Origin of the sequence: Kitasatospora sp. NPDC059803, from assembly GCF_042732255.1 — a bacterium.
Classification (GTDB): domain Bacteria; phylum Actinomycetota; class Actinomycetes; order Streptomycetales; family Streptomycetaceae; genus Kitasatospora.
On sequence record NZ_JBHWIJ010000012.1, the window covers coordinates 30,085 to 52,387 of the forward strand.

Genomic DNA, 22,303 nt, shown 5'->3' on the forward strand with positions numbered 1-22,303 from the left:
GGGAACGTTCTCTTCACTGGGGTGCGAACTCCAGGTGGAATCTGTCATGGACGGATGTGATGAGCCGGAGCAGCTCGTCATGGGTGGCGACGGTGCCCCGGACGAACGCCAGGCGCTGTGCGGGGTGGCGCCAGTCGACGGGCTGCCCCGGGGCCGTCGCCACGTCGACCTCGCCGACGCCGGGGAGGGCCCGTACGGCGTCGGCGCCGTCGATCGCCCGGACGGTGCCGACCGTGCGCGGTGGCACGATGAAGTACTCGAAGGTCACCGCCGCCGGCCGGGGGGCCGTGACGGGCTCGACGGTGCGTTCCAGGGCCAACTCGAAGGCGAGGGCGAGCAGATCGATGCCCAGCGCCCGGTCCAGCAGGCCCACGGCGCGCCCGCCGACGCGGCCGTTGACCTCGATGACGCGGGGGCCGTCCGGGGTGAGCTTCACCTCCGTGTGGGTCACCCCGGTCGTCACGCCGAGGGCCCGGACCGCGGCCGCGGCGAGTTCGGCGGCGTCCTTCTCCACGGCGGGCGTGAGGGTGGCGGGCAGGAACAGCCCGGTCTCCCGCAGCGGGTCCGCCAGGGCGAACTTGCCGGTGACGCAGAGGGTCGTGACCTCCGCGTGCTGCACGACGGCCTCGACGGAGACGTAGTCCCCCCAGTCCGGTCCGGCCACCGTCGGGTCGCCGGGCAGGTACTTCTCCACGACGAAGTCACGCGGGGCGCCGTGCGGGCCCGCCGGCTCGTCACGCCCGGGGGCGAGGCCGACGTCGGCCAGGGCGCGCCGCTGCTGCTCGCGGTCCGCCAGCCGTACGGTGTCCTGGCTGCCCGCCCCGGTACGGGGTTTGAGCACCACGGGGTAGCCCAGGCGGGCCACGGCGGCGTCGACCTCGGCGGCGGACCGCACCACGACGCTCGGGGTGTGGTCGACCCCCGCCGCCGCGAACGCCGCGCGCTGGTCGGCCTTGTCGGTGAGCAGCCGGACGGTGCCGGGCCGGTGGTAGGGCAGGCCGAGGGCCTCGGCGAGCCGCGCGGTGCCGGCGAGGCAGTACTCGCTGAAGGTGACGATGCCCACCGGACCGTGCCCGCGCAGCAGTTCGGCGGCGGCGGGGGTGTCGTGCCCGCTGATCTCGCAGACCCGGGCCCGCCGGCGCATCCCCGCGAGCAGCGGCGCCACGCCCGGTACCGCCGGGTCGCAGACGAAGACCACGTCGCACAGGCCGCGGGCGGCGCCGAGGATCTCGGCCGGCCCCGCCGACCCCCTGCCGTAGACGACGGCGACCGTGGGAAGCGTGTCGGTCACGGGGACCCCGGGGAGCCGGCCGGGCCCGCGGGGACCGGTGCGGCGGGGGCCGCCTGGCGCCGGGCGGACTTCGGGGTCATGTCGTCCCACTCCTCCTCGATCCTGCGCAGGCAGTCCTCGCGGGACGCCGGCTCCCCCACCGTCCGCCACCCCTGGGGGACGTCGTGGTAGGTGGGCCAGATCGAGTACTGCTCCTCGTGGTTGACGACGACGTGGTACTGGTCCTCGGTCACGGCGCGTCGTTCTCCTTTGCCTTCGGGGCGAGCTCGGGCAGGCCGTGACGTTCCACAGCGGTCACGTACAACTCGCGCAGGAGCGGGTCGCGTACGCGGCCCCGTTCGTAGTGGGCGCGGAAGTTCTGATCGTAAATCTTGAACCAGGCGCGGTGCTTGTACAAGAAGAGCACATCGTGGGGCGCCATCCGGCGGATCGCGAACAGGCCGACGGGGGCCACGGAGACGGGGAAGAGCGGGTTGCGCACGGCCCGTTCGTCGCAGTGCGGATGGAACTGACCCACCATCAGCCCGTGGGCGACCGCGCTGTTCTTCAGGCCCTCGTACGCCTCGTCGAGGACCTGCCAGCCCTCCGGCCCGGTGGCCGGCAGCACCACGATGCGGCAGTCGAGGGAGGCTCCGGTGTGGGTGCGGCTGCGCTCGGTGCCGAGGGCGAACGTGGACATCTCCGCCTCCAGGGCCTCGCGCAGCTGCCGCTCGTCCTCCCCGGTGATGTCGTAGCGGAAGCTGAACTGGGCGTCCTTGCCGCTGAGGGCGGGCGGGATGAAGGGGCAGACCGGCCCGGTGCGGCCGATCTCGTCGTGGGGCCGACTGATGTACTGGCGCAGCCAGGTGTGGACCTGGGCGAAGTCCCGGGCGTGCCGGGCGGGTGACTGGGGTTCGATCACCCGGATCCACAGGCCGTCCATTCTGGCCAGATCATTGTCCTGATCCTGCATCACCTGCGTCATGCGACGGCCTCCTGGGCTCGGTCGCCGTGGGGTGCCGGGGTGGCGCTCGGGGCGGTCAGCCGGCACAGATCGGCGTACGTGGGAGCGGCGTAGAGCTGGGCGAAGTCGAGGGTCGGTCCGAGCTGGGTGCGCACCTGCTCGACCAGGCGCATCAGCCCCAGGGAGGTGCCGCCGTCGGCGAAGAAGTCGGAGTCGGGCAGCGGGCGGTGCCCCGTCTGGGACTCCCAGGCCGCGGCGAGTGCGGGGTGGCCCGGGGCGGCGGTGCCGGGCGCGTCGTGCGTCCGGGCGTCCGCGTCGTCCGCGAGACGGGCGAGGGCGGCGCGGTCCACCTTTCCGGTGGGCCCCAGCGGAAGGGCGTCGACCGCGATGATCCGCTCGGCCACCAGATGGCGCGGGGCCCGCTGCCACGCGCCCCGGCGCACCGCGTCGGTGTCGACGGACGCCGGGGTGAGGAAGGCGGTCAGGACGGCGCCGTCGGGCCCGGTGCCGGCGATGACCACGGCGTCGTCGACGGCGGGGTCGGCGGCGAGGACCGCCGCCGCCTCCGCCGGATCGGTGCGGAAGCCCCTGACCTTCACCTCGTCGTCGGCGCGCCCGAGGAAGTCCAGGGCGCCGTCGGGGAGGTGGCGTACGCGGTCACCGGTGCGGTACATGCGGGCACCGGGCCGGGCGGAGAAGGGGTCGGGCACGAACCGCGCGGCGGTCGCGGCGGGGTCGTGCAGGTAGCCGCGGGCGAGCCGGGGGCCGCCGAGGTAGAGCTCGCCCTCCGCGCCCGGGGCGACGGGCCGCAGCCGTTCGTCGAGGACGTGGCACGTCGTTCCCGCGATGGCGGCGCCGATGGGGAACGCGGCGGACTGCTCGCGGTCCCACGCGGCGGCGTCCCCCAGGGTGCTGAAGGTGGTGTTCTCGGTCGGGCCGTAGCCGTTGACCAGCCGGGTGGCGGGGTGGGCGGCGGTGAAGGAGCACGCGGTGCCGGCCGGGACGGTGTCACCGCCGGTGACGAGGGTGCGCAGGGTGCCCAGCGCCGGGCCGTGGTGGGTGGCCATGAGGCGAAAGAGCGGGGCCGTCAGCCAGGCCGTGGTGATCTGCGGCCGGGCCAGCAGGGCGGCCAGTTCGTGGAGCGCGAGGGGGTGGCGGTCCGCGGCCGTGATCCGGGCCCCGGCCAGCAGCGGGGACCAGATCTCGAACGTGGACGCGTCGAAGGCGAGGGTGGAGTGCAGGAGCACGCCGTCGCCGGGGCCCAGCCGCAGGGACTCCGCCCCGAGCGCCAGCCCGGTGATCCCCCGGTGGGTGACGCCCACGGCCTTGGGGGCTCCCGTGGTGCCGGAGGTGAACATGATGCAGGCCAGGTCGTCGGGGCCGGCCGGTGCGGACGGCACCGCCGTGGTGGTCCGCTCCGTGAGGAGGGAGGGGATGTCGTGCACGGGGATGCCCAGGTCCGCCACCGGTGGGCGGTCGGCGTGCAGGGCCAGGGCCGCCCGGGCCGTGCCGGCCATGAGCCGGACGCGGTCCGCCGGGTACCGGGGGTCCACCGGGACGTAGCAGCCGCCCGCCATCAGGACGGCCAGCATGGCGAGGACGGTCCGGCGGTCGCCGTGCCCGACGATCAGCACGGCGGTACCGGAGTCGACGCCCTTCGCCCGGAGCGACGCCGCCGCGGCGCGCGCCCGCGTCAGGAGCTCCCCGTAGCGGACCTCGCCGTACCGGTCGGCCAACGCCACGCGCTCGGGGAACGCCTCGGCCACGGCGGTGAAGCACTGCTCGATCCGGGCGTGCGGCGCGGTCGTCATCGTGCCCCCGAGGGGTGCTTGCGGGCGCTGCCGAGGCCGGTGGTTGCGGTGCCGGCTCCGATGCCGGGGTACGGGCCGGTGCCGGTGCCGGGGTGCGGGGTGAACACGGCGCGCGGGCTGGGGTCCGGGGTCAGGGCGATGGCCGGTCGCAGCCCGGTCGCGGCCCGGTCGCCCAGCAGGGTGAACCGGCCGTGCGCGAGGATCGTCGCCGTGGCGAGCTGCGCCTCCAGCAGCGAGAACTGCCGCCCCAGGCACTGGTGGGGGCCCGCCCCGAAGGGGAAGTACTGCTGGACGGGCGGGCGCCGGCCCAGGAAGCGATCCGGACGGAACTCCTCGGGGGCCTCCCACAGGGCCGGGGCGCGGTGGATGGCGTAGGTGCTGGCCAGGACGAGGTCGCCGGGCTCCAGCCGAACGCCGGCCGCCTCGACGGGGGTGTCGATGCGGCGGAACAGCGCCCACGCGGGCGGGTGCAGCCGCAGCGATTCCTCGACCACCGCCAGCGTGTACGGCAAGGTTCCCTGGGGGATCGACGGCGCGGCGCGCAGGGAGCGGAGGTCGGTGGAGCGGACCTCGTCGAGGGTGCGGGCCAGGGCCGGGGGAGAGCCGGCCAGGTTGTGGAAGGTCCAGGTGAGCAGGGTGCCCATGGTCTCCACGCCGGCCACGAAGATCGACATCAGTTCCTCGCGCAGCACGTCCTCGGGGCGGTCGCCGAGCGCGTCCCCCCGCTGGTGCAGGGCGGCGACGAGCGACGGCAGGACCCCGTCGGCCGTGGCCGGCGCGGGCGCCTGGGCCGCCCGGTGCGCGATGAACTCCTCCAGCACCGCCCTGTCCCGGGCGAACGCCTCGCCGTCCGCGTCGGTGACGGTCTCCGGGGCGAACAGCCGCCGGTCCAGGTAGTGGACGGCCGTGTCCACCGTCGAGGCCAGGGAGGCCAGTTCGGCGCCGGTCAGCTCCGGGTCCACGAGCCGGAGGATGATCTCGATGCTCAGCTGCTGGAGGGTGTGTCCGAGGTCGAACTCGCGGCCCGCCCCGGGCAGCAGCCGACGGCGGACGAAGTCCTCCGTGCTCTCCAGCACCAGGGTGTGCAACTCGGCCACGGCCCGGGCCGAGAACATCGGGCGCAGCAGGGCGCGGCGGTGGCGCCACTGCTCCCCGGAGGCGACCACGAACAGTCCGCTGCCCACCAGTTCGCGCAGCAGCCCGCGGTGGTTGCGGGTGCCGTGGGCGAGGGCCGCGGCGGCGACGGCGGGTTCCGCCGCGACGATCAGCCGCGTGCCGTCGTCCAGCGGGACGGCGCTGACCGTCCCCTCGTCGCGCAGCCGTGTCATCAGCCCCAGGGGGTCGCTGCCGAGCTCCTGGTCGAACTCCTCGTAGCCGACCGAACTCACGGTGATGCTCGCCATGGCTAACCCCGCCCCTCGGCGGACTCTTCCGCGTCTTCCGCGAGCGTGATGATCTGCTGGGAGTGGTCGTTCATCGTCCAGCCCTCGGCGGTGCGCACGGAGGTGCGCTGCTGCTCCGTGTAGCCCCTGCCCCGGTCGTGGAAGTGCCAGGCGAACGGCGGGCGGAGCAGCCGGCGTTCGACCGGGGTCCACTCCTCGCCCGGGAGGTCCTCGGGCACGGGCGCGGGAGCGGTGTGCTGCACCATGCCCGCGGTGTAGCGGCAGAAGACGACCCGGCGTTCGAAGTCGGCGGCCCAGGGCCAGCTGCCGTGGGTGGCGGTGTCCGCGAAGAGGACCACCGAGCCGGCCCTGACCGGGACGCGGGAGACCCAGTCGCCGACCTTCTGCCAGGTCTGGAAGTCCTCCGGGATCTCGAAGGCCGACTTGTGGCTGCCGGGGACCACCGCGAAGCCGCCCTGGTCGGCGAGGGCGTCGGTGAGGCAGAACGCGACGATCAGGTGTCCGCCGTAGATCCGGCCGTCGCGGACCTGGTAGGTCAGCGGCGGGTACTCCCACGGGGTGTTGCCGTTGTGCAGGATCAGCGCTCCGGCGCCCTTGCGGGCGTAGAGTACCTGGCCCTCGTCGTAGCGCAGGTCGGCGCCGAGCACCTCCTCCAGGTGCGGCAGGACCTTCTCGTGGCTGATCAGGTCGCGCACCGGGCGCGGGGTGGTGTGGAGCGGGCCGGCGTTGGCGATGAACGGGTTGTACCGCTTGAGCAGCGGGTATCCGAGCTTGTTCTCGCCGTCCCACAGGCCGTGGCCGTCGAGGGCGGCGTTGACGGCGGCGAGTTCCCGCGCGGAGAGGACGTCCTCCAGGACCAGGTAGCCGCGCAGGTCGAACAGGTACTTCTGCTCTTCGTCCATGACTTTTCCCCTTGTGTCGGATGTGTCGGAGAGCGGGCGGTCGGGGCACGGGCGCGACGGGCGCACCGCGTGGGAGGTACGGGTGGGGCGTAGCTCAGCTCTGGTCGGGTTCGAGTTCCGCCAGGGCCCGGGCGAGGTGTCCGCGCAGTTCGGCCTGCGGGAAGAGGCCGACGGCTCCGGTCAGGAGCACCGAACACCCTCCCGAGCGGGCCGGTTGCACGTGGAGGACGAGGTCGAGGTCCGCCCAGTGCTCGGGCACGGTGTCGTGGGGCAGGTCGTCCGGCACCACGGCCGGGTTCTCCTCCGGCCCGTGGACGACCAGCCCGGCCGCGCAGACCGGCGGCCGGACCGCGGGGTCGACCGGATCGGCGAGCTCGGCGATGTGCAGCAGCGGCAGGTCGGCGTGGTCCAGGGCCGACAGCAGCGCCCGGTGGGCGTGGCCGGCCCCGGTGGCGCCGAGCACCACCGGCAGCAGGTCGACGGCGCGGCCGACGAGCGATTCCTCGGTGGCCGCCGAGCGGTGGGAGACCGGCATGCCGATCACCGTGGACGTGCCGCCCGACAGCCGGGAGACGATCCGGCCGAGCAGGTCGAGGAAGGCGGCCGTGGTGGTCGTCCCCGCCGTCCGGCCCGCCTGCTGGAGGCGTGCGTACGCGTCGGCGGGGAGGACCTTCCGCACCCCGTGGTTGCGGAAGGTCCTCGGGCCGGTGCGGCGCTCGGCGAACGGGTCCGGGGGAACCGGGCCCAGGCTGGTGCGCCAGTACCGTTCCAGCTCGGCGCGCCGGGCCGTGCGTCGGACGGCCCTGGCGCGGGCGTAGTCGCTGTAGCGCGGGGCCGGTCGGGGCAGGTCGCGTCCGGCGAGCAGGGCGAGGAGCTCGTCGGCGAGGATGCCCACGGAGGCGCCGTCGCCCCGGTGGCGGGCCAGCCTCAGCAGCAGGTGCCGGACGGTGCCGTCCTCCCCGGCCAGCAGGACGACCTCCAGCCCCGGTGATCCTGCGGGCAGCGGCCGCTCGACCAGTGCGGTGTCCCAGTGGACCTGGGCGGGCCGGTCCGGCAGCGGGGCCACGGGGCAGGGCCGCCACGCGTCGTGCTGTCCCGTTCCGGCGGCCCCCGGTGTCGCCTCCGGGGCTGTCGGCCGCAGGGCCTCGTGCCGGGCGACCAGTGCGCGGACCGCCCGCTCCACGTCCTGCGGATCCACGGGGGCATCGAGCCTGAGCAGCAGTGGAATCGGGGGAGCGGGGTGTCCGAGGGCCCGTTCCTGCTGGGCCACCAGGAGCTGTTCGGGCGTCTGGGAACCGTCGGCTCCGGCGCCGTCGGCGGGAAGCGGCCGCGCGGTGGCGAGCAACGTCCTGACCTCGGTGGCGAGTTCGGCGGCCAGCGGATGCGTCAGGACGGCGCGCACGGGGACCTCCACCCCGAGGCGCCGGCTCAGCACGGAGGCGATCCGGGCCGCCCCCAGCGACGCCCCGCCGAGGTCGTAGAGATGGTCGTCCAGGGTGGCCGACGGCCGGTCGAGCGCCGCCGCGAACGCCTCCACCACGGCGGCGGCCACCTGGTCGTGGGCGGCGGGGCCGGCCGCCGTGCGCGCGGAGCGCACCATGGCCAGCAGCGCGCGGCGGTCCGCCTTGCCGTTGGCGGTCACCGGCAGCCGCGGGAGCACCCGGATCTCGCCGGGCACCATGTACGGCGGGAGGGTACGGGCCAGATGGGCGCGCACCGCCGCCGGGTCCGGGGCGGGCTCGCCGGTGACGAAGCCCACCAGGCGGCTGACGCGTTCCCCGACGACGACGGTCGCCGCCTCCCGCACCCCCGGCGCGTCCACGACGTGCCGGTCCACCTCCTCCAGCTCCACCCGGTGGCCGCGCACCTTGACCTGGTTGTCGCTGCGGCCGACGAACTGCACGCTCCCGTCGGCGTTCCACCGCACCCGGTCCCCGGTGCGGTACATCCGCGAGCCCGGGGGACCGGTCGGGTCGGGCAGGAATCGGGCCGCCGTTTCGGCCGGACGGTCCCGGTAGCCTCGTGCCACCCCGGTGCCGCCGATGTACAGCTCGCCGGTGACCCCGATCGGCACCGGACGCAGCGCGCCGTCGAGGATGTGCAGGCGCACGCCGGAGACGGGGTGGCCCACGGGGGCGGTGCCGCCCTCGGCCCCCGCCGTGCACCGGTACGAGGTGGCGTCGATGCAGGTCTCGGACGGCCCGTACTGGTTGCGCAGTTCACCGCGGCCGACGCGCAGGTAGCGGTCGGCCTGCGCCGAGGGCAGCGCCTCCCCGCCGCAGAAGACGACCCGGGCCGGCAGCCGGCGCAGATCCTCGTCGTCCAGGGCCGCGAGCAGGGACGGGACGACGTCGACCACGGTCGCGCAGTGCTCAAGGGCTGCCTCCACGAGGGCGGCCGGATGCGCCCCGAGGTCGACGCCGGGGAAGACCACGCCGGCCCCGGCGACCAGCGGTCCGAAGCACTGCCACAGCGACGGGTCGAAGACCAGGGGAATGGTCTGGAGCACCCGGTCGGGGGCGGCGAGGCCGATCGCCTCGCGGCGCCAGGCGAGTTCGTTGGCCAGCGCCCCCAGCGGCACCGGGACGCACTTGGGCGTACCGGTCGTGCCGGAGGTGAACACCGCGTAGGCCAGGTCCTGCGGGCCCGTGCGGGCCACGGGCGGCACCGCCGTGCCGGTGGCCGGGAGCTCCCGCGCGCCCCCTCGGGGGAGCCGGATCGTCCGCAGGGCCCTCCCCGGCGGGCCGCCGTCGGCGTCGTGCCCGGTGGCACGGTCCTCGGTGGCGTGGTCCCCGTCGGTACGGCCCTCGTTGGCATCGGGGCCGTCGGCGTCGTGCCCGGGGGCGTCGGCCGTGCGGACGAGGAAGTCCGCCCGGGCGCTGCGCAGCAGGGCGCGGCGGCGTTCCGCGGGGTCGTCGGGGCGCAGCGCGATGATCCAGCCGCCGAGCCGCCAGACCGCCAGGGCCAGCGTCGGATAGTCGGCGCCCGCCGGCACGTCCAGGGCCACCGCGGAGCCGGGGCCGACCCCGGCCAGGGCGAGGTGGGCCGCCGCGCGCTCGGTGCGCTCGTGCAGTGCCCGGTAGGTGAGGTGGCCGTCGGCGGCGTCCCGGACGGCGAACGCCTCGGGGGTGCGCCGCGCCCAGTCCGCGAAGGCGTCGTAGGGCAGGCGGGCCCCGGCCGCGGGCGGCGCCGTCGAGGCGGCCGCGATGGTCGCGCGCTCGGCCGGGTCGCGTGCGTCCAGGGCGGCCAGCGGTGCGTCGGGGGCGGCGAGCACGGAGGCGAGGCAGCGTCGGTAGGCCCGCCCGAGCCGGGCGAGGGCCGCGTCGGTGTAGTGCTGCGGGGAGCCGGTCAGCCGGACGACGGCGGTGTCGGCGTGTTCCGTGAGCTGCACGGTCAGCGCGCCCTGGTCGCCCTGGACGCGCACCGGCAGGGGGGTGACCGTGAGGGGGCCGGCCGGGCGCGGCCGGTTGTCCTCGTGGGTCAGGACGAAGGCGGCGGCGGGTACGGGCACGGCGGTGTCGTCGGAGGTCAGGGGGAGGGTCGGGTGCTGCGAGCCGGTCAGGAGCTGCTCGCCGGTCCGCCGGGCCAGCGCGGCGAAGCCCAGCGCGGGGGGCAGGGACAGGGCGAGGGGCATCGCGGAGACGAAGGCGCCCACGGTGAGGTCGTAGCGCTCCGCCGCCCGGTTGGCGGTGGGAACGCTCACGGAGGCCGTCCGGGTGCCGGTGACCGCGCTCCAGGTGGCCGCGAACGCGGCGAGCCACACCGCGTGCGCCGTGCAGGAGTGCCGCCGGGCGAACGCGTGGACCTGCCGGGTGAGGTCCGGGGGCAGCGCCAGCTCGGCGTGCGGCATCCGGGCGGCCTGCTGCGCGGTGGCCTGCTGCGTGGCGGCCTGCTCCGTGCTGGCCGGGTCGATGGCGAAGGGGAGTTCGGCCCCGTCGTCGGCTCCGTCGTCGGCGCGGCCGCTGGAGCGGGCCCAGTGGGCGGCGTGGGCGGCCAGCGCGGCCCGCCCGTCCGGCGACTGCTCCCAGCGGACGTAGTCGAGGTGCTGGGCGCCCGGCGCGGGGCGGGTGGAACCGGGGCCGTCCCCGGCGGTGTACGCGTCCAGCAGGTCGTCGATCAGCACCCCCAACGACCATCCGTCGCAGACGGCGTGGTGGAAGGTCAGGAGGAGGGTGTGCTGCTGCGGCCCCTGGGCCAGCAGGACGGCGCGGACGTACGGGGGCCGGTCCAGGCGGAACGGGCGTGCCGCCTCGGCGTCGAGGGCCCGGTCCCGCTCCGGCGCTCCCGCGGGCAGTTCCCGCACCTCCAGCGGGATGCGGGCGGGCAGGTCGAAGCGCTGCCGGGGCACCCCGTTCTCCTGGCCGAAACGGGTTCGCAGGGCCAGATGGCGGGCGGCGAGGGCGTCCAGGCATACGCGGAGCCGGTCGATGTCCAGCGGGCCCGCGAGCTGGAGGGCCAGGGGCACGGTGTAGGCCGCCGACGCGGCGGGGGACGCCTGCTCGGCGAGCCACATCCGGTACTGGGTGACGGAGAGGGGATGGCTGCCGGCCGCGGCCTCCGGGCGGGACGGGAGCGCCGGTTCCGAAGGGGCCGGTGCCGGTACGGAAGCCGCCGGTGGCGCGGCCGCGGGGCTGCGCCCCTGGAGCCGGGCGGCCAGTTCGGCGCGCTGCCCGGGGGCGAGCCGGTCGAGGGGCGAGGCGGTCATCCGAGCTCCTCCCCGGCCTCGTCGAGGATCTGCTGGGCGATCAACCGCTCGACCAGCGCGTACTGGAGCCCGATGGACCGGGCCCGCAACAGCTCGCCGACGGGGACGTCGACGCCGAACCGGCGGCTCATCCCGCGCGCCAGCCGGGCCACGGTGAGCGAGTCACCGCCCAGCTGGAAGAAGTCGGCCGTGTCGGGCACGTCGGTCACCCCCAGCTGTTCGGCCCACAGGGCGCGGAGGATCGCGACGGGGGTGTCCGCGACGGGGGTGTCCGCGACGGGCTCGGCCGCGTCGGCGACGGCCGCCCGGGCGGGTGGTCCTGGCGGTGCTCCGGGTGCCGGGGCGGCCGGCACCGGATGGCGCGGGCCGTGGAACGGATAGGTCGGCAGCGGGACGGAGCGCCCCGGCGCCTGGAGCGGGGAGAGGTCCAGGGGGAGGCCGGAGCACCACAGCCGGCCGATCGCCGCCAGCACCGGGCGGGCGGTGGAAGCGGCCGGGGCGTGTGCCGGTGCGGCGGGGGCCGGCGGCGAGGAGCCCAGCAGCGGGATCGCGGGCAGCCCGGCGGCTTCCGCGAAGCCGCTCAGCACCCGGCCGGGCCCCACCTCGACCGCGACGGCGTCGGGGAACTTCGCCCGGGCCGTCGCCAGCGCGTCCGCGAAGCGCACCGGCCGGCGGGCGGCCCGGGCGAAGTGGCCGGGGTCGGTGAGCGAGCCCTCGGGCAGCAGCTGCCCCTCCGTGTTCTCGATCCACGGCAGGACGGCGGGGCGCACCTCGGCGGCCGCCGGTGTGCCCCGCAGCGCCTCGGCCGCCGGTTCGATCAGCGGGGAGTGGAAGGCGCGGGACGACCGCAGCACCTTGGCCGCGTACCGGCCGCCGACCCGCTCCCGGAAGGCCGCCACCGCCTCGGGGGGCCCGGCGAGCACGGTGCTCGTGGCGGCGTTGACCGCCGCGACGCCCAGCTCGGCGCCGGTCTCGGCCAGCAGGGCCCGGGCCTCGGCCTCGCCGCAGGCCAGGGAGACCATCGCGCCCGGGGCGCAGTCCTGCATCAGCTGGGCCCGGCGTGCCACCAGACGGGCCGCGGTGTCGAGGGCGAGGGCGCCGGCCAGGGTCGCCGCCGTGATCTCCCCCAGGCTGTGCCCGAGCAGCGCGCAGGGCACCAGGCCCAGGGCGAGCAGCGCCGTCCCGGCGGCGTACTCGACGGCGAAGAGCGCGGGCTGGGCGAGCGCCGTCCGGGCGAGCCGTTCGGCGGGGAAGGAGGCGTCGTGCAGCGCCTCGTCGACCTCGCGGGCGAGCCCGGGGGAGAAGGCGGCCAGGCAGGAGTCCAGCGCGTCGGCGAACGGGGGCAGGGCGGCGGCGAAGGGCGCCGCCATGCCGGGGAACTGCGTTCCCTGCCCCGGGAAGAGCAGCAGCGCCGGGGCGGGGTGCGTGGCGGGTTCCGGTGCCGGCTCGGCCGGGGCCCGCAGCGCCGCCACGACCTCGGCCACGCTCGTGCCCACCGTCGAGGAGCGGTACGGGAGCACCGCCCGCCGGGTGAGGGTCCGGCCGACGTCCGCCAGCGAAGGGGCGGCTTCGGCGTCCTCCAGGTGCGCGGCGAGCCGCTCCCGCATGCGGGCGAGGGCCCGCGGGTCCTTCGCGGAGAGCACCACCAGCCGTTCCCGCCCGGACGGCGGGGCGGACGGCGGGGCGGGCGGCGCGGCGGGCGGCTCCGGCGGCTGCTCCACCAGCATGTGCACGTTGGTCCCGCCCACGCCGAACGAGCTCACCGCGGCCCGGCGCGGCTGAGGGCCCCGCCACGGCCCGGCCTCGGTGGGCAGGGACAGCGGCGAGTCCTCCCGTTCCAGCAGCGGATTGGCCCGGTTCAGCCCGGGAAGCGCGGGCACGTACCCGTGCCGGAGCACCAGCAGTGCCTTCACCAGCCCGGCGAGTCCGGCGGCGGCGTCGAGGTGGCCGATGGTCGCCTTGAGCGCGCCGACCGGGATGCTGCCGGGAGCGGCACCCAGTGACCGGTACACCGCCGAGGCGGCGGACCACTCGATGGGGTCGCCGACGCGGGTGCCGGTGCCGTGGCTCTCCAGGTAGCCGACGGACGCGGCGTCGACGTCGGCGGCGGCGAGCGCGGCGCGGATCGCCTGCTCCTGGCCCGCCGCCGACGGCGCGAGGAAGCCCGCCTTGGCGGTGCCGTCGTTGTTGACGGCGGAGCCCAGCAGCACTCCGTGCAGGGGGAGCGGGCCGCCCGCCACGTCCTCGTGGCGGCGCAGGACGACGCCCAGCGCCCCCGAGCCGCCGAGGGTGCCGTCCGCCGAGGCGTCGAAGGGGCGGCAGTGCCCGCTGAGCGACATCACTCCGCCGGCCATCGGCAGGTGCCCCGCCTGGGGGGCGTTGGCCGACGCGGCGAGCACCAGGGCCTGGTCGCACTCCCCGTTGTTCAGCGCCTGGACGGCCAGGTGGGCCGCGACGAGCGAGGAGGAGCAGGCCGTGAGGACGGTGAGCGCGGGCCCGGTCAGCCCCAGTTTGTAGGCGATGCGCGTCGCGAGGAAGTCGCGTTCGTTGACGAGGAGCGCCTCCTCGAACTCCGGGGGCGCCAGCGAGCCGGAGGCCAGGAGGGCCCGCAGATGGCCGCTGCCGCTGGCGGCCGCGTACACCGCCGTCCGCAGCCCGTCGCCGGCCGTGACGCTGTGGCCGGCGTCCTCCAGGGCGGCCCAGGCGCATTCCAGCAGCAGCCGGTGCTGCGGGTCCGTCAGCCCGGCCTCGCGGGGGCTGACGCCGAAGAACTCGTGGTCGAAGCGGTCGGCATCGTCGAGCGGCCCGTGGACGGGGACGTAGGCCGGATCGTCGGCGAGGGACGCGGGGACGCCACGGGCCGCCAGCTCCTCCCGGCTCAGGCGCCGGGTCAGCACCCGCCCGTCGCGCAGGGCCTGCCACAGCTGTGCCAGATCGGCCGCTCCGGGGAAGCGCCCCGTCATGCCGGTGACGGCGATGTCGAGGGAACGGTCGCGGTTCATCGGTCGGCCTCCTGGGCGCGGCGGTCGCGGAGCGTACGGGCCGCGTCGCCGCGTCGGCGACGGGACGACCCGGCTGAGGGCGGTGGGTCCGCCCCGGGGGCGGGCGGCGTGTCCGTCGTCGCGCCGGCCGGTCGGGCCAGCCGGGCCGCGAGGTCGGCGACGGTGCTGTGGCGGAAGAGGTCGAGGATCGGTAGCCGGACGCCGGTGTGCCGGTGCAAGGCCTCCTGGAGCGCCGGCACCAGCAGCGAATGCCCCCCGAGGTCGAAGAAGTTGACGTCGCCGGGAACGTCGACGACGCCCAGGACCTCCCGCCACGCCGCGGTGACCGCCGCGTGCCCGGGCGACACGTCCCCGGCGGGCTGGGCGAGCGCCGAGGCCCGGCGCCGGTCCGCCTCCTGCTCCAGGGCCCGTCGGTCGACCTTGCCGTTGGGGGTGAGGGGCAGCCGCTCCAGCCCGTGGACGGCGGCGGGGACCATGAACTCCGGCAGCAGCTCCGCGACTTCGCGCCGTACGGCTTCCGGCCGTCCGCCGCCGGTGACGAAGCCGACGAGGCGGGCGCCGCCGTCGGCGACCACGGCCGCCTCCCGGACGCCCTCGGCGCCGCGCAGCGCCGCCTCCACCTCGGCGGGCTGCACCCGGTGGCCCCGGACCTTGATCTGGTGGTCCAGCCGGCCGACGAAGGCGAGCGCCTCCGGCGCCCGCCACCGCACCCGGTCGCCGGTGCGGTACATCCGGGCCCCCGGCTCGCCGCTGAACGGGTCGGGCAGGAAGGCGCCGGCCGTCTCGGCGGGCCGGCCGACGTACCCCCGGCCCACGCCCGCGCCGCCGACGTACAGTTCGCCGTCGACCCCCGGGGGGACGGGGCGCAGGGCGTGGTCCAGGACGTAGAGGCGGTACCCCGGCACCGGGCCGCCGATGTCGACGGCCTCCGGCCCGTGGTAGCGGCGGTAGCTCGCCCAGACGGTGGCCTCGGTGGGCCCGTACTCGTTGACCAGCGCCACCCGGGGCAGGACGGCGAAGTGGCGCCGCAGCAGCTCGTCCGGGAGCGGCTCCCCGGCCGTGACGACCTCGCGCAGGCTGCGCACCGCGTCGGGGCCGGCCCGGTCGGCGGCGGTGAGCAGCAGGGCGTGGAGCGAGGGCACGCACAGCAGCCGGGTGACCTGGTGCCGGGCGATCAGCGCGACCAGGGCCTCGGGGTCGCGGACCTCGTCGTCACTCGCGACGACCAGGCGGCCACCGGCCGACAGCGTCCCCCAGATGCCGGCCGCGGCCGAGTCGAACGCCGCGGGCGATAGCAGCAGGAAGACCGGCCGCCCCGGATAGACGGTGCGGCGGGCGGCCGTGGAGGCCGCCAGCGTGCCGTGCTCGATCACCACGCCCTTCGGCCGCCCGGTCGTCCCGGAGGTGTAGATGACATACGCGGGATCGTGCGGTCCGGGCGGGAGGGGGACGGCGGGCTCGGCGCTCCGGTCGGCGCCCGGATCGGCCGTCGAGGGCAGTGGGGCCAGTGGGAGCAGCGGGACCAGCGGCAGCCCGAACGACGCCGCCCGCCCGGCCATGGCCGCGTCGGTGACGACGGCGGAGGCCCCGCAGTCGGCCAGGCACGCCGCCATGCGGGAGTCGGGGTGCCGGGGATCGAGCGGGACGTACGCGGCACCGGCGAAGTGCACGCCGAGCAGCGCGGTCATCAGGCCCGCGGACCGCTCGGTCAGCACCGCCACCCGGGCGCCCCGGCCCGCGCCCCGGGCCGTCAGCCGGGCGGCGAGGTCCAGGGCGTCGGCCCGCAGCCGCCCGTACGTGAGCTGCTCGCCCCCGGCGACCACCGCGGTCCGCTCCGGCGCCTCCCGGGCGATCCGGGCGACGAGCTCGCTCACCGGGACCACCGGCGCGAACGGCTCCGGGCCCCGCCCCCACTCCAGGGGGAGGCGCCCCGGGTCCAGCGCCACGGGGAGCGCGGCCGGCGCGGAGGGCTCGGCGGCCAGCGCGAGCAGCGCCCCGCGGATCCGCTCGGCCAGCTGCCAGGCCTGGTCCGTCGTCCACCGGTCGGTGCGGTGGAGCACGTCCAGCCGGGCGCCGTCAGGGGTCTCCCGGAGCAGGATCTCGACGTCGTACTTCGCGATGGCCGGCGGGATCTCCACCGGGCGGGCGCGGACGCCGGGCGGCGCGGCCGTCGCCGTGGCCGGCTGCTCATGGTCGACCAGCACCTGGAACAGGGGGGCCTGCCCCGGACCGGCCCGCAGACCGAGCTCCCGGACGAGTTCGTCGAAGGGGTGCGCGCGGTGCGCGTGCGCCCGCAGGAGGGCCGCGTGCGCCTGGGCGACCGCCTCGCCGGCGGTGCCGCCGGGGCGGGGGCGCAGCCGTACCGGGACGGGGTTGACGAAGAGGCCGACGGCCTCGCTGAAGCCGGGCGGTCGGACGTCCATGGTGGTACCGACCAGGACGTCGCCCGCCGCGCCGTACCGGTCGGCCGTGACCGCGAACGCCGACAGGACGAGGACGAGTGCCGTGGTGCGATGCGTCCGCGCCGCCTCCGTCACGCGCCGCCACTGCGCCGCGTCCAGCGGGACGCCGACCGTCGCCGCGGTGCGCCGGTGCGGGCCCGGCCGGGGCCCGCCGAGGGCGACCGGCGAGTGGGCGCAGACGCCGGCGAGCTCCTCGGCCCAGAACCGGCGCAGCCGTTCGGCCTCGGCGGGCGACGGCCCGGGAACGGCGCCCGCCGAGGCAGGCGGGAGCGCCGGGCCGCCGGCCAGCCGGCTCAGCAACTGCTCGGTGATCAGCTCCGTGGAGCGGCGGTCGAGCACGAGGTGGTGGCCGACGAAGACCAGTACGTGGTCCTCGGGGCCGGTCCTGAGCACCCGCAGCTCGACCAAGGGCTCCTCGAACAGGTCGAAGGGCCGGTGGGCCACGCGCCGCAGGTGCTCCGCCAGGGCGTGCCCGGGCACGTCCCGTACGCCCACGGTGAACGCCGTGAGGGGCCACTGCCCGCGCCCGGGGGCCACGTCGTCGTCGATGACCCGCAGCCGCGTCTCGGGGTGGGCGGTCAGCACGTCGCGCCAGGCCGACTGCAGGCGCGCGGGATCCAGCGGACCGCTCAGCCGCAGCGCCCAGTACACGGTGAACTCGTGGCTGTCCGGCTCCGCCCGGTGCAGCAGCCACAGCCGCCGCTGGGCGGCCGACAGACCGGCGGGCGCAGCCGTGGACGGGCCCTCGCCGCCGGCGGGCGCGGCCCGCGCGATCAGGTGCCGCAGCCCTTCCGGTGTGGGGTCGCCGAAGAACGAGGCGAGGTCGACGCGCACCCCGCACTCCTGGTTGACCTCGGCGACGAGCCGGGCCGCGTCCAGTGAACTCCCGCCGCAGGAGAAGAAGTTGTCCCCGTTCGAGGCGGGCGGGCGGCCGAGCGTCAGCGCCCAGAGCCGGACGACGGGGTCCGCGCCGCCGTCCGGCGGCCGCACGGGCGCGGGCACGGGCAGGGCGCGTTCGTCGACCTTGCCGCTGAGCGTGAGCGGGAACGCGTCGACGACCTCGATGTGCGCGGGCACCGCGGCGGGCGCCAGCCGCCGGGCCGCGAGGCCGCGCAGCTCCCCCGGCACCGGAACCGGCCCCGGGCGGCGGGGGGTGACCCAGGCGAGGAGCCCCGCCGTCCCGGTCGGGCCCCGGCGGGCCACGTAGGCGTCCTGGACGCCCGGCGCGGCGCGCAGCACCTCCTCCACCTCGTACGGGTCGACCCGCTGGCCGCGCACCTTCAGCTGGTGGTCGGTCCGGCCGTGGTAGATCAGGTGCCCGTCGGCACCGAGGGTGACGCGGTCCCCCGTGCGGTACATCCGGGCGCCGGGTGCCGGGGCGAAGGGGTCCGGGAGGTAGCGCTCGGCCGTGAGCGCGGGCGCGTCGAGGTAGCCGCGGGTGACCAGCGGCCCCGCGAGATACAGCTCGCCGCGGGAACCGACCGGCACGGGGCGGAGGTCGGCGCCCAGGACGTAGGCAGAGGTGCCGTCGAGGGGCCGGCCGATGCTGGGGATCCCGTACTCGTCGAAACCGCACCACGTGGTCTGGATCGTGACCTCGGTCGGACCGTAGCCGTTGGATCCCCTGACACCCAGCTCGCGCAGCCTGCGCCAGGTCGTGGCGTCGACCGCCTCGCCCCCGAAGTCCAGCTCCAGGCCGGTGCGTTGGAACATCTCCTCCACGCCGAAGGGGCGCATCGCGGCGAACATCGACGGCGAGGTGCTGAGCAGGCGCACGTCGTTGCGCTCGACCCACTCCACCAGCGCCTGCGGATCGCGGTACGTGGCCTGGTCGGCCACCACCAGGCAGCTGCCCCGGAAGAGGTAGAGGAGCTGCTGGAAGAAGACGTCGAAGGAGACGGCGGCGGTGACGCCGACCCGGGCGGCCCCGGCTCCGGCCGGCTGCGCGTCGACGAGGACGGCGAGGCCCCGGTGCTCGACCATGACGCCCTTGGGGCGGCCGGTGGTGCCCGAGGTGTGCAGGACGTACGCCAGATCGTGGGGGCGGGCGTCGCGGGCGTCTTCGGTGTGCGCGTTCTCGGCGTTCGGGGCCTCGGCGTGCGCGTCCTTGGTGTCCGGGGCCTCGTCGACGATCGTGAGCGAGGCGTCGAGCCGGTGGCGCGACGCGGGGTCGCACAGCACGACACGGGTGCCGGTGTCCGCCACGACGTAGGCGAGACGGGAGTCGGGCTGCGAGGGGTCGAGGGCGACGACATGGGCCCGCACCCGCCACGCCGCCAGCACGGACGCGACCAGGGAGACGCCCCGCTCGCGCAGGACGCCCACCGCGGTGCCCGGGCCCGCGCCGTGGCGGCGCAGGGCGGCGGCGAGCCGGGCGACCTCGCGGTCCAGGCCGGCGAAGGTGAGGAGGTCGTCGCCGCACCGCACCGCGGGTCGCTGAGGTTGTGTGCGCACCCAGGCGTCGAACCGCTCCATGAGGGGCTGTGCGTGCTCCGACGGATCGGTCGGCGCGACGATCAGGGACGGCGTCGCCGCGCTCGTCGAGCGGGGCAGCGGTGCCCCGGGGTCGCGGGCGAGGGCGAGCAGGACCCGGCGGTAGACGGCGAGCAGTTCGGCGGCGGCCGCGTTGGTCGTGCCGCCGCGCATCCGGCGCGTCACCGTCACCGAGGCGTCGTCCGCCCGTAAGCAGAGGTCGAATTCGAGGTCGAAGCGAGTGAGGCCGATCGTCGCGCCGGGGTGCTCGGCGGGGGGAGCGGCTCCGGGAGCTTCGAGGGCATCGGGGACTTCAGGGCTCCCTGGGGGTTCAGTCGCTTCAGTCGCTCCGGGCGCCTCCGGTGTGTCTGCGACGGGTGCCGCCGCCGGCTCACGCACCGCTTCCATCGCGCGGACGGCGAGCCCGCCGAGTGCCGGCCCCGGGAGGGGGTCGCGCAGCTGGAAACTGACGGTGAGTCCGGGCGCTGCGGCGTCGAAGAGGTCCGCGCTCTCGTGGATCGGCTCGTGCGCGTGGGACAGCGCCTCGGCGACGGTCCGCCGCACACCGTCGCAGAGCTCGGCGCCGGAGGCTCCCGAGGGCCACCGCTGGCGCAGCGGGACCATCCGCGCGAAGCAGCCGACCAGCGGCACGGTGGCCGGTGTCCGGGAGGCGAAGGGTGTGGCGACCATGACGTCGGGGGCGTTGCCCTGCGTGGCGAACGCCGCGTAGAGGGCGGCGAGTCCCATGAGGTACGGGGTGACGCGCAGGCGGCGGGCCGCCGCGCGCACCGCGTCGGCCTCGTCCGGGGGCAGCGGGAGCACCAGGACGTCGGCTTCGGCCGTCCGGGGGCCCGGGGTGCGTGGCAGGGCCTCCGGCCACTGGGCGTCCGCCAGTTCGAGGGGCCAGAAGCGGGAGGGCTCCGCCGGCGCGGGCGGGTCAGGTGTCGTGGGCGGGGCCGCTGCCGTGGGCGGTTCCGGGACCGGTTCCGGTTCCGGTGTGAAGGGGGGCCCGCCGGCGGTGCGGGCGTTGTACGCGGCACCGATGTCCGCCAGCAGGTTCTCCAGCGACGCCCCGTCGCACGCGATGTGGTGCACCAGGAGGGAGAGCACGTGGTGGTCCGGTCGGTGCCGGAACAGGTCGACGCGGACGGGGCAGTCGCGTCTCAGGTCGAACCGGTGGCGCCCGACGGGCGCCCAGGGCGCGGCGTCGGCCGTCGCGGCCGTGTCCACCGAGGCCGTGTCCACGGCGGCCGTGTCCACCGCGGTCCATCGCGGCTGCGGCGCGCCGGGAACCCAGGAGGGCACGCCGTCCTCGTCGACGAGCCGGCGGGCGAACACGGGGTGCCGGGCGACGGTCTCCTCGACGGCGCCCTTCAGGGCCTGCTCGTCGAGCTGCCCGCGCAGTTCCCAGACGCGGTGGATGTTGAAGGACTCCGGCTGGTCCCGACAGGTGAGCCAGATGCCGAACTCCGGGGCCGAGAGCGGGAATGCGAATTCGGCATCCGATGCCGGACCCGAATCCGAAACCAGGTCGCTCCTGTTCACTTCGGTTGCCCCTTCCGTACGTGCTGGCGACACTCGGCCGGTGGTCCGAGTGCGGGGTGTCGAGAGGAGGAATGTCGCTGTGCGGCCATCCGGGCATGGGGCTCTGAAAACTCGAAGAGTTCGCCCGTGAGCGGGCGGATGCCGGTGACGGCGAATTGAGCGGGGAACCGGGGGCGCGTACGTGAAGGTGCGGTCGGCGCCATCGGGGATCGGTGCCCCGGGTCGGACCTCCGGCCTGCCGGGGTCCGTTCACGAAACGAGTCTGTATGTGCCCTGGGAATTTTTCAAGAACGACCAAACGGAATGTCTTATTCTCGCAGGTGCGGGGAGGGCGACTTTCTGGACATAGGGCTGCGTCCGCCTCTCCCGACACCGGATCCGGCGCTTCCGCCGGCGCTCCTGCCGCCTCGGGGCCGGTGCCAGGGTGCACTTTGGGGCGAATCGCACCGTTGATTTGGGTGAAACCTGTGGACCTTGCGAAGGTTGGTTAAAGGATGTTATATGGCTCGGTAAACCAGCCCCGGGTCAGGATTGGCGTACTTCTCGAAGGCTTGACCCCTGTGGTACGTTCCAGGCGAAGGTGCACCGGATCCGCGTCATCGAGTGCGTGCGACGAGCGGACACCCCTTATTTCGACACGGTTCGAAAGGGTCCGGCAGGAGCGGGAAATCCTGTGGATCACGGACCTGAAGTCGGTATTCAGCTGGCTCTCGCCAATTCATCGACCGCCTGCCCGGCAGGCGGCCGTGCCCCGCAGGCAATATCTCGACAGGGAGGTCTCATGGGTCTGCAATTCGGCTTCTGTTTCGGTACCTCGTTGCGCCATGACGTGAAGCGGGACCACTTGTGGAAATTGCTCGAAGCGGTGGAGCAGTACGGATTCGATTCGTTCTGGTTCTACAACAACAACGGGGACGACATGCCCCCGCCGCTCGAGCTGGCACGGGAAGTGGCCCACCGGACGTCCGCCCTGGTGTTCGGTCCGCACGTCCTGGTCGCCGCCGGCCTGGAACCCTCCGCCGTGGTCCGCGAACTGACCGACCTGTACCGGCGGTCCAACGGCCGGTTCGTCGCCCAGCTCGGCATCGGCGGCCCCCGCGAGGCCCTCATCCGGGACCCCGCCGAGGCGGCCGCCGCCCTGGAGGACATCCTCCGCCGTCTCCGCCGCCTCGTCGGGGAGTCCGCCGGGGAAGCCAGCGGCAGCGGCCCGGCCGGGGTGCCGCCCGTCTGGCTGGGCGGAGGCCGGGAGAGGACCGTACGGCGCGTCGCCGCCCTCGCGGACGGCTGGGTCCCCGCGTTCATCACCCCCGCCGAGTACCGCCGGCGCCTGAAGGTCCTGGACGAGGAGCAGCAGCGCCTCGGCCGCACCGAGCACATCACCCGCGCGGTGCAGCTCGTCTACGTGCCGCCCGCCATCGACACCCCCGAGCTCCGGCGCGAGCTGGACGCCGAGGTCTCGGCCCACAAGCAGGGCTGCACCAGCCGCGACGTCTATGCCGTCGGCGGCGACCGGGCGTTGCGCGAGCGCCTGGCCGAGTTCGCGGATGTCGGCGTCGAACACGTCATCCTGGTCCCCGCCCGCGCGGTCCCCGACTGGGAAGCCGAGATCGCCCGCCTCCACCACACCGTCACCACGTCGTTCGGCTAGCACGTCCGCGGCTGCGCGGCTCCGTGGCTCCCGGTTCTCCCTCGCCGAAGCGGCGCTTCACCGGTGGCGGGCCCTGTCGCGGGTCCGCCATCACGTCCGCAGTCGGAGTCGTCGGCCGG

At 75.7% G+C, this 22,303-nt stretch carries 10 protein-coding genes; 1 reads left to right on the forward strand and 9 read right to left on the reverse strand.

Annotation, left to right across the window (positions count from 1 at the left end; genetic code table 11):
* Nucleotides 1-13: 13 nt before the first annotated feature.
* The 9 genes from ACFV6I_RS03610 to ACFV6I_RS03650 all read right to left on the reverse strand — a co-directional run bounded on the left by ACFV6I_RS03610 (nt 14) and on the right by ACFV6I_RS03650 (nt 20,536).
* Entirely contained in the window at nt 14-1,291 is a 1,278-nt protein-coding gene (locus ACFV6I_RS03610; RefSeq protein ID WP_380423451.1) for an ATP-grasp domain-containing protein, read from the reverse strand.
* A complete protein-coding gene (locus ACFV6I_RS03615) occupies nt 1,288-1,524 on the reverse strand; it encodes an MbtH family protein (protein ID WP_380423452.1) in 237 nt (78 codons plus the stop codon). Before ACFV6I_RS03615 ends, ACFV6I_RS03610 begins: the two co-directional genes overlap by 4 nt.
* On the reverse strand, nt 1,521-2,255 hold the full coding sequence (locus ACFV6I_RS03620; protein ID WP_380423453.1) for a DUF6875 domain-containing protein: 735 nt from the start codon (nt 2,253-2,255) through the stop codon (nt 1,521-1,523). Before ACFV6I_RS03620 ends, ACFV6I_RS03615 begins: the two co-directional genes overlap by 4 nt.
* Complete coding sequence (locus ACFV6I_RS03625; RefSeq protein ID WP_380423454.1) at nt 2,252-4,045, reverse strand: non-ribosomal peptide synthetase; 1,794 nt, start codon at nt 4,043-4,045, stop codon at nt 2,252-2,254. Before ACFV6I_RS03625 ends, ACFV6I_RS03620 begins: the two co-directional genes overlap by 4 nt.
* Nucleotides 4,042-5,448: a cytochrome P450 gene (locus tag ACFV6I_RS03630; RefSeq protein WP_380423455.1), complete on the reverse strand. Its 1,407-nt coding sequence runs from the start codon at nt 5,446-5,448 to the stop codon at nt 4,042-4,044. Before ACFV6I_RS03630 ends, ACFV6I_RS03625 begins: the two co-directional genes overlap by 4 nt.
* A gap of 2 nt (nt 5,449-5,450) precedes the next feature.
* On the reverse strand, nt 5,451-6,350 hold the full coding sequence (locus ACFV6I_RS03635) for a phytanoyl-CoA dioxygenase family protein (RefSeq protein WP_380423456.1): 900 nt from the start codon (nt 6,348-6,350) through the stop codon (nt 5,451-5,453).
* Nucleotides 6,351-6,444: 94 nt separating this feature from the next.
* A complete protein-coding gene (locus tag ACFV6I_RS03640; protein ID WP_380423457.1) occupies nt 6,445-11,055 on the reverse strand; it encodes an amino acid adenylation domain-containing protein in 4,611 nt (1,536 codons plus the stop codon).
* Entirely contained in the window at nt 11,052-14,057 is a 3,006-nt protein-coding gene (locus tag ACFV6I_RS03645) for a type I polyketide synthase (protein WP_380423458.1), read from the reverse strand. Before ACFV6I_RS03645 ends, ACFV6I_RS03640 begins: the two co-directional genes overlap by 4 nt.
* Nucleotides 14,054-20,536 (reverse strand): amino acid adenylation domain-containing protein, encoded by a 6,483-nt coding sequence (locus ACFV6I_RS03650; protein ID WP_380423459.1) that lies wholly within the window; start codon nt 20,534-20,536, stop codon nt 14,054-14,056. The genes ACFV6I_RS03645 and ACFV6I_RS03650 overlap by 4 nt, the downstream gene beginning before the upstream one ends.
* A 781-nt stretch (nt 20,537-21,317) precedes the next feature.
* Between ACFV6I_RS03650 and ACFV6I_RS03655 the strand changes: the two genes are divergently transcribed.
* Nucleotides 21,318-22,184, forward strand: coding sequence for an LLM class flavin-dependent oxidoreductase (locus ACFV6I_RS03655; RefSeq protein ID WP_380423460.1), 867 nt, complete (start codon nt 21,318-21,320; stop codon nt 22,182-22,184).
* Nucleotides 22,185-22,303 lie beyond the last annotated feature (119 nt).

Coding starts and splice junctions, on each gene's coding strand:
- ACFV6I_RS03620 (WP_380423453.1), bottom strand. CDS start 2,255: ATGACGCAGGTGATGCAGGATCAGGACAATGATCTGGCCAGAATGGAC.
- ACFV6I_RS03625 (WP_380423454.1), bottom strand. CDS start 4,045: ATGACGACCGCGCCGCACGCCCGGATCGAGCAGTGCTTCACCGCCGTG.
- ACFV6I_RS03630 (WP_380423455.1), bottom strand. CDS start 5,448: ATGGCGAGCATCACCGTGAGTTCGGTCGGCTACGAGGAGTTCGACCAG.
- ACFV6I_RS03635 (WP_380423456.1), bottom strand. CDS start 6,350: ATGGACGAAGAGCAGAAGTACCTGTTCGACCTGCGCGGCTACCTGGTC.
- ACFV6I_RS03640 (WP_380423457.1), bottom strand. CDS start 11,055: ATGACCGCCTCGCCCCTCGACCGGCTCGCCCCCGGGCAGCGCGCCGAA.
- ACFV6I_RS03645 (WP_380423458.1), bottom strand. CDS start 14,057: ATGAACCGCGACCGTTCCCTCGACATCGCCGTCACCGGCATGACGGGG.
- ACFV6I_RS03655 (WP_380423460.1), top strand. CDS start 21,318: ATGGGTCTGCAATTCGGCTTCTGTTTCGGTACCTCGTTGCGCCATGAC.